12 protein-coding genes are annotated in these 14,146 nt (G+C 72.1%); 6 read left to right on the plus strand and 6 right to left on the minus strand.

Going from position 1 to position 14,146, the window contains the following annotated elements:
• Positions 1 to 200: 200 nt before the first annotated feature.
• Complete coding sequence (locus B4E97_RS02195) at positions 201 to 1,868, plus strand: HNH endonuclease signature motif containing protein (RefSeq protein WP_286958516.1); 1,668 nt, start codon at positions 201 to 203, stop codon at positions 1,866 to 1,868.
• A gap of 192 nt (positions 1,869 to 2,060) precedes the next feature.
• Positions 2,061 to 3,329: an alcohol dehydrogenase catalytic domain-containing protein gene (locus B4E97_RS02200; protein ID WP_286958517.1), complete on the plus strand. Its 1,269-nt coding sequence runs from the start codon at positions 2,061 to 2,063 to the stop codon at positions 3,327 to 3,329.
• Positions 3,330 to 3,413: 84 nt separating this feature from the next.
• Here B4E97_RS02200 and B4E97_RS02205 read toward each other — a convergent pair whose 3' ends face one another.
• Complete coding sequence (locus B4E97_RS02205) at positions 3,414 to 4,673, minus strand: glycoside hydrolase family 32 protein (RefSeq protein ID WP_286958519.1); 1,260 nt, start codon at positions 4,671 to 4,673, stop codon at positions 3,414 to 3,416.
• A 160-nt stretch (positions 4,674 to 4,833) separates the two neighbouring features.
• On the opposite strand from B4E97_RS02205, the gene B4E97_RS02210 reads away from it, so the two are divergent.
• Positions 4,834 to 6,525 (plus strand): GMC family oxidoreductase, encoded by a 1,692-nt coding sequence (locus tag B4E97_RS02210; RefSeq protein ID WP_286958520.1) that lies wholly within the window; start codon positions 4,834 to 4,836, stop codon positions 6,523 to 6,525.
• A gap of 274 nt (positions 6,526 to 6,799) precedes the next feature.
• Entirely contained in the window at positions 6,800 to 7,750 is a 951-nt protein-coding gene (gene metA, locus B4E97_RS02215; RefSeq protein WP_286958521.1) for a homoserine O-acetyltransferase MetA, read from the plus strand.
• Here metA and B4E97_RS02220 read toward each other — a convergent pair.
• Positions 7,743 to 8,747 (minus strand): alpha/beta hydrolase, encoded by a 1,005-nt coding sequence (locus B4E97_RS02220; protein WP_286958523.1) that lies wholly within the window; start codon positions 8,745 to 8,747, stop codon positions 7,743 to 7,745. The genes metA and B4E97_RS02220 overlap by 8 nt on opposite strands.
• Positions 8,748 to 8,752: 5 nt before the next feature.
• Positions 8,753 to 9,307: a quercetin 2,3-dioxygenase gene (locus B4E97_RS02225; RefSeq protein WP_286958524.1), complete on the minus strand. Its 555-nt coding sequence runs from the start codon at positions 9,305 to 9,307 to the stop codon at positions 8,753 to 8,755.
• Positions 9,308 to 9,503: 196 nt separating this feature from the next.
• Between B4E97_RS02225 and B4E97_RS02230 the strand changes: the two genes are divergently transcribed.
• Positions 9,504 to 9,668 carry a hypothetical protein gene (locus B4E97_RS02230; RefSeq protein WP_286958525.1) on the plus strand — a complete coding sequence of 55 codons (165 nt, stop codon included), beginning with the start codon at positions 9,504 to 9,506 and terminating at the stop codon, positions 9,666 to 9,668.
• A 49-nt stretch (positions 9,669 to 9,717) separates the two neighbouring features.
• Here B4E97_RS02230 and B4E97_RS02235 read toward each other — a convergent pair whose 3' ends face one another.
• From B4E97_RS02235 to B4E97_RS02245, 3 genes are read right to left on the minus strand one after another with little or no spacing between them, the layout of a single operon-like run.
• On the minus strand, positions 9,718 to 10,584 hold the full coding sequence (locus B4E97_RS02235; protein WP_019287137.1) for a carbohydrate ABC transporter permease: 867 nt from the start codon (positions 10,582 to 10,584) through the stop codon (positions 9,718 to 9,720).
• A gap of 1 nt (position 10,585) precedes the next feature.
• Entirely contained in the window at positions 10,586 to 11,548 is a 963-nt protein-coding gene (locus B4E97_RS02240; protein ID WP_239266100.1) for a carbohydrate ABC transporter permease, read from the minus strand.
• Entirely contained in the window at positions 11,548 to 12,933 is a 1,386-nt protein-coding gene (locus B4E97_RS02245; protein WP_286958526.1) for an ABC transporter substrate-binding protein, read from the minus strand. Before B4E97_RS02245 ends, B4E97_RS02240 begins: the two co-directional genes overlap by 1 nt.
• A 176-nt stretch (positions 12,934 to 13,109) precedes the next feature.
• Here B4E97_RS02245 and B4E97_RS02250 point away from each other — a divergent pair, with 176 nt between their 5' ends.
• Positions 13,110 to 14,135, plus strand: coding sequence for an oxygenase MpaB family protein (locus B4E97_RS02250; protein ID WP_286958528.1), 1,026 nt, complete (start codon positions 13,110 to 13,112; stop codon positions 14,133 to 14,135).
• Positions 14,136 to 14,146: the final 11 nt, after the last annotated feature.

Genomic DNA, 14,146 nt, shown 5'->3' on the forward strand with positions numbered 1-14,146 from the left:
GGTGCGGCGACGCGAGACGGGTGCGGCGACGCGAGACGGGTTCGGCAGCGGGAGAGGGCGGGGCGTGAATGTGACTGTGGGTCAACGGGGTTCGACGGGCGGGGGTGCGGTGCGGGGTCGCTTGGGTGCGGGGGGTGAAAGTCCGCGCAGCCAGGTGACTGGATCTGTTGTTCCCAACACGCGTTCGATAGAATCAGGGCATGTCCTACCTCGAGGTGACCGCCGCGTCCCAGGCCCTGCCGGGCCTGGTCGAGGTGGTGCGCACCCTGGTGGACGGGATGGGGCACGTGCAGACCGACGACCTGGCCGAGGTCGCCGCCCACGCCGGGGCGCTGCTGACCGCGGCGCGGGGCCTGGTGCTGTCGTGCGCGGACCAGGCCACCAGCCGCGGGACCGTCCGCGAGTCGGGGTCGGCGTCGACCGCGGCGTGGTTGACCGACCACGGGGCGGGCGTGACCCGCACCGAGTCGTTCCTGATGCGTCGCGCGCTGATGGCCTGCGACAAGCCGGGGCTGGTGGCGCTGCGGGAGGGGTTGCTGTCCGGGCGGGTCACCCCGACCGACGCGGTGCACGCGGCGCGGGTGCACGCCGAGCTGGTCGGGGCCACGGACCCGGTCAGGCACGAGCAGGTCGCGGCGGGCGTCGCGGACCTGGCCGCCCGGGTGGACGCGCGCGCGGAGCTGGACGGGTTCCGGTTGATGATGCTGGCCCGCTACGCCACGGTCGCCGACCAGGAGCACGCGGCCCGGCACGAGCAGTCCCGCCGGGGGGTGAGCACGTTCTCGGCGACCGGGGACGGGTTGTGGGCCTTCCGCGCGGTGGTGGGGGACGTGGACAAGGTCCGGTTGCAGGCCGCCCTGACGGCGTTCTCCGCGCCGCAGACCTCCACGTTGCCGGATGGGACGGTGGTGCGGGACGAGCGGACCGCGGCGCAACGACGTCTGGACGCGTTGCTGACCATCGTGGGGATCGCGGCGTCCTCAGGGGTGCGGGGGCCGATGGGCGCGACCGCGCGGGCCTCGTTGGTGCTGACCCCGGACGCGTTGCTGGAGCCGTGCGAGCACCGCGCCAAGGACGCGTTCGGGCTGTGGCGCGGCACCGGTGGCGGGGGGCCGTGCGGGTGTCCGGTCCCGGCCGCGTGCGTCGATGACCTGGGCACGATCCTGGGGCCCCGCGCCGCCAGGGAGCTGACCTGCGGCGCTGACGTGACCCCGGTCTGGCTGGACCCGGCCGGTCGACCGTTGGACGTGGGGCGCACCACCCGCCTGGCCACCGCCCGGCAGCGTCGCGCCCTGGAGGTGCGTGACGGGGGGTGCAGCTTCCCCGGCTGCGACGCGCCCGCGTCGTGGTGCCAGGCCCACCACATCGTGCACTGGGCCGACGGCGGCCCGACCGACCTGGCCAACCTGGCCCTGGTGTGCGGGCACCACCACCGGTTCATCCACGCCCACCACATCACCGGGCGGGTCACCGCCGACGGGTCCCGCGTCCAGTGGGACATCACCCACACCTGGACCGGCTGGCACCCCACCCCACCACCCGACATCGACCACAGCACCGGCCCCGAGAGCGACGCAGACGCCGCATCAAGCCCCGACGCTGGCCACCGCGACGGCTCGGGCTCAAGCCTGAACGCAGACAGCGGCGCCGGGCCCGACGCTGACGACCGCGTCAGTGCTGGCGCGGGTGCCGGCGGGAGCACGGGGACTGGGGCGGGCGCGAAGGGTGGCTCAGGTGCGGGCGCTCCCAGCGCAGGACGCGAACCTCCCGACGACGGACACGGGCAGCCACCACCAGGCGGGCAACCGTCACGCCCACCCGGCGACCCAGCCCCGCGCCCACCCGGCCACCACGCCCTCACCGCCTGACCCACCACGAAGCGACCCCCAACCGACCGACCGCCAGCCGACCCATCCACAGACACGTCCACCCGGACAGCCCGCCAGGCTGCCCGGGCAGACGCGCGTCGCCGGCGGTCGGCCAGGCGACGGTGGATGCCCGCACCTGCGAACTTTAGTCAACCTCTAGACAAAAGCCGGGCGACGTCATACGGTGAAGTCATGCGCACTGAAGCGGCCGTCATCCACGGCAAGGGCAAGATCAAGGTCACCGACGTCGAGCTGCCCCCCATCGGGCGCGACGAGATCCTCATGAAGGTCATGTCGGACAGCATCTGCATGTCGACGTACAAGGCCACCATCCTCGGCGAGGACCACAAGCGCGTCCCGCCGAACATCTCCGAGGTCCCGGTCATGGCCGGGCACGAGTTCGCCGGCGAGATCGTCGAGGTCGGCGCCGACTACGAGAACGACTACCAGGTGGGCCAGCTCATCGCGATCCAGCCCGCCATGGGCCTGGAGAACGGCTACTCCAGCGGCTACTCCTACCCCTACTTCGGCGGAGACACGCACTACACGATCATCCCCAAGATCGCGATCGACAAGGGCTGCGTCCTCAACTACGACGGCACCTACTTCGCGAACGCCGGTCTGGCCGAGCCGATGTCGTGCATCATCGGCGGGTTTCACGCGCAGTACCACACCAAGCCGTTCGTCTACGAGCACTTCATGGGCCCGGTCAAGGGCGGCAAGATGGCCCTCCTCGGTTGTGCCGGCCCCATGGGCATCGGCGCGATCGAGTACGCCATCAACGGCCCCTACACCCCGTCGCTGCTCGTCGTCGTCGACATCGACCAGGCCCGCCTCGACCGCGTCGCCAGCCTGATCACCGTCGAGGACGCCAAGGCCAAGGGCGTCGACCTGCGCTACGTCAACACCACCGGTGGCGACCCCGTGCAGACGCTGCGCGACATCACCCCCGAGGGCAAGGGCTACGACGACGTGTTCGTCTACGCCCCGGTCAAGGCGCTCGTCGAGCTGGGCGACCAGATCCTCGGGTTCGACGGCTGCCTCAACTTCTTCGCCGGCCCGACCGACAAGAAGTTCGTCGCGGACTTCAACTTCTACAACGTGCACTACGAGGCCACGCACATCGTCGGCACCTCCGGCGGCTCCACCGGCGACATGATCGAGTCCCTCGAGATGTCCGCCCGCGGCGACCTCAACCCGTCGTTCATGGTCACCCACATCGGCGGCCTCGACTCCGTGCCCGAGACGGTCCTCAACTACCCCAACATCCCTGGTGGCAAGAAGCTCATCTACCCCTGGGTGCGCATGCCGCTGACCGCGATCGACGACTTCGCCGAGCTGGGCAAGGATGACGAGTTCTTTGCCGGCCTCGCCGAGATCTGCGGCCGCAACAACAACATCTGGAACGAGGAGGCCGAGAAGTTCCTCCTCGAGCACAAGACGGCGTCGACGGTCGAGTGACCTGCTGACCGAGCGGCCCCCTCCCGATCCTGGGAGGGGGCCGCTGCCGTATGCCGTCCGCCCGCCGTCTCGACGGGCCGGGCCTCAGCGCGACGTCGGGGCCAACGCGTCCAGCTGTGCAGCGACGTCGGCCTCGACGGTCCAGACGCGCGTCCCCACGTCACGCCACGTGCTCGGTGCGCTCCCGTCGTGGGGATGGGCCTCGACCACCTCGCCGTCGATCCACACGTCGACCCCGTCACCGACGGGCCCCCCGACGGCGCCCGCCAGGCCGGTCAGCCGCCACTCCCCGACGCCTCCAGGCACGCGCACCACGCCCGCGTCCTCGATCGTGGCCGGTCGGCCTGCAGGGGCCACGCGTCCTGGCTCGGGCACCACCAACGACTCCACCGCGGGGTCGAGGCGGCTGCGGAGCACGTCCCCCTCCACCGTGAGCCGACGAGGGAAGGTGAGGCACCCCGCCACGAGGTCGGCATCCGGGTCGTCCGGGTCAGCGGGGATCCCGTCCTGTCGGACCCAGCCCATCAGCAGCGGCTCGGGCTCGTCGTGCAGGACCTGCGGTGCGTAGAGGACGTCCCCTGCGTCCAGGTCCCCGCCGCTGCGGGCGGTGAACGCCGGACGGCCCTCCGCATCCGTGTCGAGATCGCCCACCAGCCAGACCGCGCGGTCGAGGATCGTCTCGTGCTGCAGGCTGAGCACGAGGGCCGTGCCACCTGCGGTCCGCACGAGCTGCGGGCACTCCCAGATGTCGGCCGGGGCGTGCTGTGCCGCAACGGGATCCGCGTGGGTGAGCCAGAGCCCGACGTAGGTCCACGCGAGGATGTCGTCGCAGGAGTACAGCAGGACGGCGGGCGTGCCGTCGTCGAGACCGGCCCCCAGGAGCGCCCACCGGTGGCCGCCGTGGGTGAACACGAACGGGTCGCGCATGACCGCGATGCCGTCGACCTCGGGGGTCTCACCGACGACGATCGGCTCGGACCAGCGGCCCAGGTCGTCGTCGAGCGCCCACCGCAGGCACACGGTGCTCGCGAAGGTGTCGTCCACGACGCCTGAGTACGCCACGGCGGGGCGGTCCAGGCCGGGCACGAAGACGCCTGACCAGCAGCCGAACTCGTCGGGCCCGCCGGTGGTGGGGCCGAAGGCCACGGCGTGCTCGTCCCAGCGGGCCAGGTCGGTGCTGCTCGCGTGGCCCCACTCGATCCGGTCGTGCACCGCGGCGGCGGAGCTGTGCTGGTAGAACACGTGCCAGCGCCCGCCGTGGCGGGTCATCCCGTTGGGGTCGTTGAGCCAGCCGCGGCGGGGTCGCACGTGGTGCCGGGGCAGGGCGGGTTGGGGGACCGTCATGGGGACAGCCTGCCCGAGGACCGGGCCCCTGCGCCTCCGCGGTCCGCGGGGGTGACGACGCTGCGGTGGCTCCGCGGGTGCGACACTGTGCGGCAGCGGGCGGCCACGCGACGGGGCGGGGCGCCATACGGCCGGGGTCGTCCCGGGGGAGAGGTGCCTCATGGACCTGGTGACAGACGTCGACGTGCTGGTGGTGGGCTCGGGGTTCGGGGGATCGGTGGCAGCGCTGCGCCTGGCCGCCAAGGGCTATCGCGTCGAGGTGCTCGAGGCGGGGCGGCGGTTCGAGGACGAGGACTTCGCCAAGACCAGCTGGGACGTGCGCAACTTCCTGTGGGCACCGCGGCTGGGATGCTTCGGGGTGCAGCGGATCCACCGGCTGCCCGACGTGCTCGTGCTCGCCGGCGCGGGCGTCGGTGGTGGCTCGCTCAACTACGCGTGCACGCTCTACCGCCCGCACGGCCCCTTCTACAGCGACCGCCAGTGGGCGCACATCACCGACTGGGAGAGCGAGCTGTCGCCGCACTACGACGAGGCGACGCGGATGCTCGGGGTCGTCACCAACCCCTGCGACGGGCCGGTGGAGAGGCTGATGCTCGACGTCGCCCGCGAGATGGGGGTCGAGGAGAGCTATCGCAAGACGCCGGTGGGCATCTACTTCGGCAAGCCGGGGGAGACCGTGGCCGACCCCTACTTCGGGGGCGAGGGGCCGGCGCGGACGGGCTGCACCGAGTGCGGCAGCTGCATGGTCGGCTGCCGGGTCGGCGCCAAGAACACCCTGGTCAAGAACTACCTCGCGCTCGCCGAGCGGCGCGGGGCCGTCATCCGGGACCGGCGGACCGTGACGCGGGTCCGGCCCATCGACCCGTCCCGCCCCGAGCGCGGCTACCGGGTCGAGCACGAGCGCACCGGCGCCTGGGTGGGCCGCGACCGTCGCGAGACGACGGCGACGTATGTCGTGATGGCGGCCGGCGCCTTCGGGACGAGCCGCCTGCTCCACCGGCTGCGGCACACCGGCGACCTGCCGCGGCTGTCACCGGCCCTCGGTCGGCTCACGCGCACCAACTCCGAGATGATCGGCGGGGCCGGCACCCGTCGCGTGCCGGCGGGCATGGACCTGACCAAGGGCGTCGCCATCACCTCGTCCTTCCACCCGGACCAGGACACGCACGTCGAGAACTGCCGCTACGGCGTCGGGTCCAACCTCATGGGTGGGCTGACCGCGCTGCTCGTCCCCGGCGGCGGACGGGTGCCGCGCTTCGTGCGCTACCTCGGCGAGGTGGCTCGCGACCCGCTCGGCGCCGCCCGGTCCCTGTGGCTGCGGCGCTGGAGCGAGCGCACGGTCATCGGCCTGGTGATGCAGAGCCGCGACAACTCGCTGACGACCAGCTATCGGCGCGGGCCGCTCGGCGGGCACTCGATGACGAGCGAGCAGGGGCACGGCGAGCCCAACCCCACCTGGATCCCGGCCGGCCACGCGGCGCTGCGATCCATCGCCCGTCACCTGGAGACGGTGACGGGGATCCCGGCCGACGCGCGGGGCAGCGTCGGCGAGGTCGTCGACATGCCGATGACGGCGCACTACCTCGGCGGCGCCGTGATCTCGGACGACCCTGAGACGGGTGTGGTCGACCCCTACCAGCGCGTGTGGGGCTACCCGGGCATCTCGGTGCTCGACGGCGCCGCGGTCAGCGCCAACCTCGGCGTCAACCCCTCGCTGACGATCACCGCCCAGGCCGAGCGGGCGACCTCGCTGTGGCCGCGCCGCGGCGAGGAGGACCCGCGGCCGGCGCAGGGCGAGGCCTACCGGCGACTGGACGTTCCGGCCCCGGTCGCGAGCGAGCCGAGCCGCTAGGAGCGAGCCGCCAGCCGCCAGCCGCCAGCCGCCAGCCGACCGCCACAGCAGAGACCCGCTCCCCATCTCGCCCGGTGGGAGCGGGTCGGCGGTGCGGGCGCGCGTGTGGCACCCTTGCCGTGGGTCAAGAGCAGCGACCGATCACCTCGAGGAGGTCGCTCGGCACCCGGTTCCGCGCCGGTGCCACTCGAGGGCAGACCCGGCCGCGCGGCCTCCGCCGACGCGGTCACGCGGGCCTCGATCGAGGTCCACCCGATCGAGGAGGTCGATCCCGTTGCCGGTCACCGTTCCCCGCGCCCTGCCGGCGCGCCGCACGCTCGAGTCCGAGAACGTCTTCGTCATGTCGACCGAGCGCGCCGGCCACCAGGACATCCGCCCGCTGCGCATCGCGATCGTCAACCTCATGCCGACCAAGATCGTCACGGAGACCCAGATCCTGCGGCTGCTGGCCAACTCGCCGCTGCAGGTCGAGATCACCTTCGTGCGGATGTGCTCCCACGAGTCCCGCAACACCTCGACCGAGCACCTCGACACCTTCTACCGCACGTTCGACGAGATCCGTGACGAGCGCTACGACGGCCTCGTCATCACGGGGGCGCCGGTCGAGAAGCTGCCCTTCGAGGCCGTGGACTACTGGGACGAGCTGTGCGAGATCCTGGACTGGAGCGCGGATCACGTCTACTCCACGATGCACGTCTGCTGGGGCGCCCAGGCGGGGCTCTACCGGCACTACGGGATCGGCAAGATGGAGCTGCCGGACAAGATGTTCGGCGTGTTCGAGCACCGCGTCCTGGACCCGCGCGCCCGCATCGTCAGCGGCTACGACGAGACGTTCACCGCGCCGCACTCCCGGCATACGGGCACGCCCCTGGAGGAGGTGCAGGCGCACCCCAAGCTGCAGGTGCTGGCCACCTCCGAGACCGCGGGGCTCTATCTGGCGCAGTCGCGCGACGGGCGGCAGCTGTTCGTGACCGGTCACCCGGAGTACGAGGCCGACACCCTGTCCCTGGAGTATCACCGCGACGCGTCCAAGGGGCTGCCGATCGACGTCCCCGTGGGCTACTTCCCGGACGACGACCCGACGCAGCCGCCGCGGGTCACCTGGCGCAGCCACGCCTTCCTGCTCTACGCCAACTGGCTCAACTACTACGTCTACCAGCGCACTCCGTACGACCTCGCCGCGATGCGCGGGGCAGCGCGCAGCGCCGACAGCTACGTCATCTGAGCGGGCTCGGCCCCAGGCGCGTCGTCAGGTGCTCCACGGTGCGGCGCAGCGCGTCCTCGGCGGCCTCGTCGCTGCCGCGCCACAGGTGGTCCGCGCCGGGCTCCAGGACCAGCTCGACCTCGACCCCGGCGGCCTCGAGCGCCGCGGCGAGCCGGATGCTCTGGGCGCGGGGGACCAGCCGGTCGGCCTCGCCGTGGACCAGCAGGTATGCCGGAGCGCCGGCGTGCACGTGGGTCACCGCCCCCGCCTCGGCCGCCGCGTCCGGCCGCTCGCTGATGGCGCCACCCAGGAGCAGGGCCTCGCGGCTGTCGGTGGCGGCCGGGTCGGCGCCGAGGTCACCGGGCAGGCCGACCAGGTCGGTGGGGGCGTACCACGCGACGACGGTCGCCACGGCCGACGAGACCCCGGTGACCCCGACGGCGCCCTCGAGCGGCGCGTCGGCGGCGAGCGTCCCGGTCACGCCGAGCAAGGCCGCGAGGTGGCCGCCCGCCGACTCGCCCCACGCCCCGATGCGGTCGGGGTCGATCCCGAGCTCGCCGGAGCGGTGCCGCAGCCAGCGCACCGCGGCCTTGGCGTCGTGCAGCTGCGCGGGCCAGGACGCCTCGCCGCTGAGCCGGTAGTCCGCGCTCGCCACCGCGACCCCTGCCGCCGCCACGCGCTCGAAGGGGCTGACGACTCCTGAGAACGCCGGCCCCGCCGATCGGCGGCTGCCGAGGCGCCAGCCGCCGCCGTGCAGGAACACGACGGCCGGGCAGCCCCGCACGTCGGCGATCGCACCAGCACGCGCACCAGCACGTGCACCAGCACGCGCATCAGGCGGTGGGCCGGGCTGCGGCGCAGGGAGATACAGGTCCAGCTCGAGGGGGCGGACGCCGTCGAGCGACGCATAGGGAACGCCCCGCAGCACGCGCACGCCGGCTGCGGTGAGGGTGGCCTCGGGCAGCGGGCCTGCTTCCGCTGCCTGTCCGGAGGGCATCGGGGAGGGCGCGGTCGGCATACGGCTCAGGCCCGGGACCAGTCGAACCCGGGCAGGAAGTCCATGTGGAACTGCTGCGCCGCCGCGCCCATCCGCGGCCCGTCGGGCACGAACGGCGGGGTGTCGGCCGTCGGGTCGTCGACCTTGGTGCCCATGGTCTGGAAGAAGCGCTCGAAGCCGCCGCTGGACACCCCCATGAGGCGGGTGGGCTCCTCGATCCGGTAGGCGTGCTCCGCCCCGGCCGGCACGAACGCGAAGTCGCCGGTGCCGAGCCGGCGCGAGACCTGGTCGCCGTCAGGCATCTGCACGTAGAGCCGGATCGCGCCCTCGAGGACGTAGAAGGTCTCGTGGGTCTGGTCGTGCGCGTGGGTCGGGATGATCTCACCGGGCGGGCAGGTTGAGGTGAAGACCCCGAACTGCCCCTCCGTCTCGTCCCCGCTGAGCAGCACGGAGAAGGTGTCGACGAAGAGCTTGGCGTGCTCGCCCTGCCCGGCCTCGAGGAAGAATGGGTGGGGGCGACCCGGCAGGACCCCCTCCCAGGCGGGGCGGCCGGAGGGATCGGCGAGGTACTCGAAGGTCATGAGGGGCTCCGCTCGTCACGGCGCCGGCGTCGCGGCGCGGGGGTGCGCTCACCCTAGTGCGACCCGCGTCGTCGTGCCGGGTGGTCTGACGGGAGGGGCTGCGGGGGTATGACGAGAGCCCGGGGCCACCCGGGGTCGCCATCAGGCGGCCGTCGAGCGGCCCACCGAGAAGTAGTGCGAGAGAACGGAGCACGCCATGTCCGAGCAGCGACCCGAGGACCAGCGCCTCACCGGCGACGACGCCGAGCAGGCCACCGGCGGCAGCGACGGGACCACGAGCCTCGACGAGCTCAACGACGCGGGCGCGGGTGCCGGCGCCGACAAGGAGGGTTCGACCTTCGAGCCGGAGGAAGACGACTGACCCGCTCCACCCGCTCCACCCGGCCGTTGGGCCACCCTGACGGGCGGCGTCAGCCCTTGTCGGCGCCGCTCGTCAGGCCCTCGGTGAGCCAGCGCTCCGCGATGCCGTAGAGCACGATCACGGGGATCGTCAGCAGGACCGACCCGGCCATGAGCACCGTCTTGGGCACCTCGACGCCGTTGGAGAGCTGGGACAGGCCGAGCGAGACGGTCCACAGGTCCCGCTTGGCGGCGAGGAACAGCAGGGCGAAGAGGAACTCGTTCCACGCGATCATGAAGATGTAGAGCCCGGTCGACATGATCGACGGCATGGCGAGGGGGAGCACGACCTTGGTGATGGTCTGGAAGCGGTTGGCCCCGTCGAGGGTCGCCGCCTCCTCGATGGTCGCCGGGATGGTCTCGAAGTAGTTGCGCAGCATGTAGATCGACACCGGGACGGTCTGGGCGACGTAGACGAGCATCAGGCCCGGGAGCGACTGGTAGAGGCCGAGCTTGGCGAACGCGATGACCAGCGGGATCGCCAGGACGATCGACGGGAACAGGTAGACCGACAGGAACAGCGCGCCCACCTGGCGGCGACCCTTGAAGGCGAGGCGGCTGACGGCATACGCGCCGGGGATCGCCACGACCAGGGTGAGGGCCACGGTCACGAGGGACACGACCGCCGAGTTGCGCATGAGCTGCGCGAAGCCCTGGCCCTCCTCCTCGACGGGCGCGAGGACGTTGGTGTAGGTCTCGGTCGTGACCGTCGACCACTCCGGCAGGAGCCGGCCGGGGTTCTGCAGCAGGGAGTCGATGGGCGTGAAGCTCAGCATCACCATGTAGTAGAAGGGGAACACGGTGATGACCAGCAGGAACGCGATGGTCAGCCAGCGCAGGACGCGCAGGACCGAGGTCTCGACGGCGTAGCGGTTCATGTCAGTCCTCCTGTCCCTCGTGCCGGGCCATGAAGCGCAGGTAGACGATCAGGAAGACCGCCATCACCAGGGACAGCACGACGGCCTGGGCGGCCGCCCCGCCGGCGTCGAAGCGCCCGGTGAGGTAGTCGTAGACCCGGACCGCGGCGATGTCCGTGCCCGCGGTGCCGCCCGTGAGCAGGTAGACGTCGTCGAACTTGTTGAAGGTCATGATGACCCGCAGCACGGACAGCAGGGCGATGACCGACATGAGCTGCGGCAGCAGCACGTGCCAGAAGTGCTGCGTGGGGGTGGCCCCGTCCACGAGCGCCGCCTCGTCGATCTCGCGGGGCACCGCCGTGAGCCGCGCCATGATGAACATGAACGCGAACGGGAAGTAGCGCCAGATCTCGAACGCGATCACCGTCACCAGCGCGAACGGCTCCCGGCCGAGGAAGTCGAGCGGCCCGTCCCACCCGAGCAGCTTCTGCCCGTAGACGTTGACGATGCCGTACTGCGTGTCCAGCATCATCTGCCACACGAACGCGACGGCGACGACGGGGGCGACGTACGGCAGGAGCATGAGAGCGCGGACGACGCCGCGCCCGGGGAACCGGTTGCGCAGCGCCAGCGCGGCGATCAGCCCCAGGACGATCGACCCGGCGGTCGATCCGACGGAGTAGACGACCGTCGTCCACATCGACTCCAGGAAGCCCGCGCTGGTGAGGACGCGTCGGAAGTTCTCCAGCGTGTAGGGCCCGTCGATGCCGGCGCGCCGGATCTGCAGGAAGGACAGCTTCTGGAAGGCGAGGACGACGTTCCACAGCACCGGGATGACGACGATCGCCACGACCACGATCACGGTGGGGGACACGAGGAGCCAGCCGTCGCGGTTGTCGCGACGGGCGGCCGACCAGCGCCGGCCCGCCCGTCCGGAGGGACCGGGTGCGGGCGTAGGCGTCGGCGTGGTGGCGGAGGTGCTCATCAGTTGAGGTCCTTCCTGATGTCGTCCACCGCGGTGGCGGCCTGCTCGGCGGCCTGACGGGCGTCGAGGCTGCCGGACGCGATGCCGGCCACGGCCTTGGGGATCGGCAGCTCGGAGGTGACCGCTCCCAGGAGGATGCCCCGGCCCTGGGCGATGCCCCACCGGTCGATGGTGCTCGCCGAGCTGCGGATGGAGGCCAGCACGTCGGGGGGATAGACCTCGGCCAGCGGCTTCTTGGTGTCGACCCCGGCGGGGAGCTTCGCCCAGGCGTCGACGTACGCCGTGGAGCCCTTGGTGGGGCCGGGTCGGGTCGGGAACTTGCCCTCGGGCGCCACGCCCAGCCAGGCCTGGTAGCCGTCGGTCATGACGTGCTCGATCAGCCGGCCGCCCTGGTCGACGTCCGAGCCGCGCATGAGCGCCCAGCCCGCCACCTCGCCGAACGAGCCCTTGCCGGTGCCGTCCGGGCCGCGGACCGCCGTCACGACGCCGCTGTTGCGCGCGAGGAAGGTCGGGTCGTCCTTGCACTCGGGGCACGTGGGCAGGGCGTCCTCGCGCAGGCCCGCCATCTCGTCCAGCAGGTAGGCCGACCACAGGACCATGGCGGACTCGCCGGCGAAGTAGGACGCCCGGGTCGTGTCGACGTCCTGCTTGGTCTGCGGGGAGTAGTTGCGGACCAGGTCGGCGTAGAGGTCCCACGTGCGCTGGCAGCGCTGGTCGCCCAGGGTCACCGCGCCGGCGTCGTCGACCAGCTGGCAGGAGTTGCCGAGCGCCAGCGTCTCGAAGCTCTGTGAGGTGAACGGGTCGGCCGGGTCGGTGGCCAGGGTGATGCCCTTCTTGCCCTCGGCGGTCAGGGCCTTGGCGGCGGCCGTCAGGTCGGCATACGTCGTGGGGGGCTTGAGCCCCTTGGCCTTGAAGAGGTCCTTGCGGTAGACGAGGATCTGCGACCACGAGTCCGAGGGGACCGCGAGGACCTTGCCGTCCTGCGTCTCCAGGTCCAGCATCGCCGGGCTGAAGGTGTCGCGGCCCAGCCGGTCCACGACCTTGGTCGTCGCGTCCCGGTCCACGAGCCCGAACTGGTCGATCTGGCGCACCGACCCGAGCCCGAGCGAGGCCACGACGTCGGGCAGGGTGCCGGACTGCGCGGCGCTCGCGATCAGCTGGGGGAACTGCGCCTCGTCGATGCCCACCAGCTCGGTCTGGATGCCGGTCTTGGTGGTGAAGGCCTCCATGATCTTGCGCTGGGCCCCCATACGGTCCGGCTGGGAGTCCAGCGTCCACACGGTGAGGCGACCGTCCTTGACCCCCAGGGGGGCGTTGGGGTCGCCCCCGTCGCCGCACGCGGCGAGAGCGAGACAGGTGACGCTCGCGGTGATCGCGGCGGTCATCCTCCTGACGAGCCTGTGCGGCGTCATCGCCACTCCCTCGCTGGTGGGGGTCGGATCGGGACCTGCGTCATTGAAGCACCGGTGAGGAACCTTCGACGGGTTCGTCACCCGATCGATTCATTCGAGCCGGGGCGGTGGGGCTCGTCAGGGCGCCGTCGGCCTGCGACGCTGGGGGCATGCGACAGGGGTGGGAGCATGACCATGGGGCACGGCTGCGGACCCGCGCGGCGCTGGGGCTGCGCGAGCGGATCGCCGGCACGGACGCGGACCGTCGGGCCGACCAGATCTGGGGGGAGGTGGGGGAGCGGTGGTTCGGACCCGACGACGCGATCTGGCAGGTCCACGCCGACACCAGCATGTTCAGCGGCGGGCTGCGCGCCCTGCTGCTGCAGTCCCTCCACCCCTCGGCCATGGCCGGGGTGGCCGAGCACAGCGGCTACAAGGGCGACCCGTGGGGTCGGCTGCAGCGGACCAGTCACTACATCGCCATCACGACCTATGGCACGGTCCGGCACGCCGAGGCCACCATCGGGGCGATCCGCCACCTGCACGGACGCGTCGTCGGGACGGCCCCCGACGGCCGGCCGTATGCCGCGAACGACCCCCACCTGCTGCGGTGGGTGCACGCCGCGGAGGCCGAGAGCTTCCTCGCCACGCACCAGGCGTTCGGCGCCCGGCCGCTCACGCGGGAGCAGCTCGACGAGTACGTCGCCCAGACGGCGCAGGTCTCCTCGCGGCTCGGCGTCGACCTGGCGGCCCTGCCCCAGACGTATGACGAGCTGATGCAGACCATCGAGTCCTACCGTGCGGAGCTGGTGACGACCCCGGCCGCGACCGAGGCGGCGCGCTTCCTGCTGCTGACGCCGCCGATCGACCGCGTGGCCGGGCTGGGCTACTGGACCCTCGCCGCGGGGGCGATCTCGACGCTGCCGCCGTGGTCGCGACGGATGCTCGGGCTCTCCGTCCTCCCGGACCAGATGACGGCGGGGCTCGACCGGGCCGTGGGCCGTCCGCTGGGGCGCGCCGCCACCGCCACCACCCGGTGGCTGATGTCGGACCCGGCCGTCGCCAACGAGTCACGGTCGCGTGCTGCCCTCGCCGCGGGTCAGCGGCCAGAGGCGAAATCCCCCACGGGACAAGTACACCCGTCTGGCGCTACCCCCAGCCAGGGTGCAGGGGCAGGATCGGACAATCCCCCCTAATCGGGCGGTCC

Source organism: Arsenicicoccus sp. UBA7492, from assembly GCF_002479615.1.
Taxonomy (GTDB): Bacteria; Actinomycetota; Actinomycetes; order Actinomycetales; family Dermatophilaceae; genus Arsenicicoccus; species Arsenicicoccus bolidensis.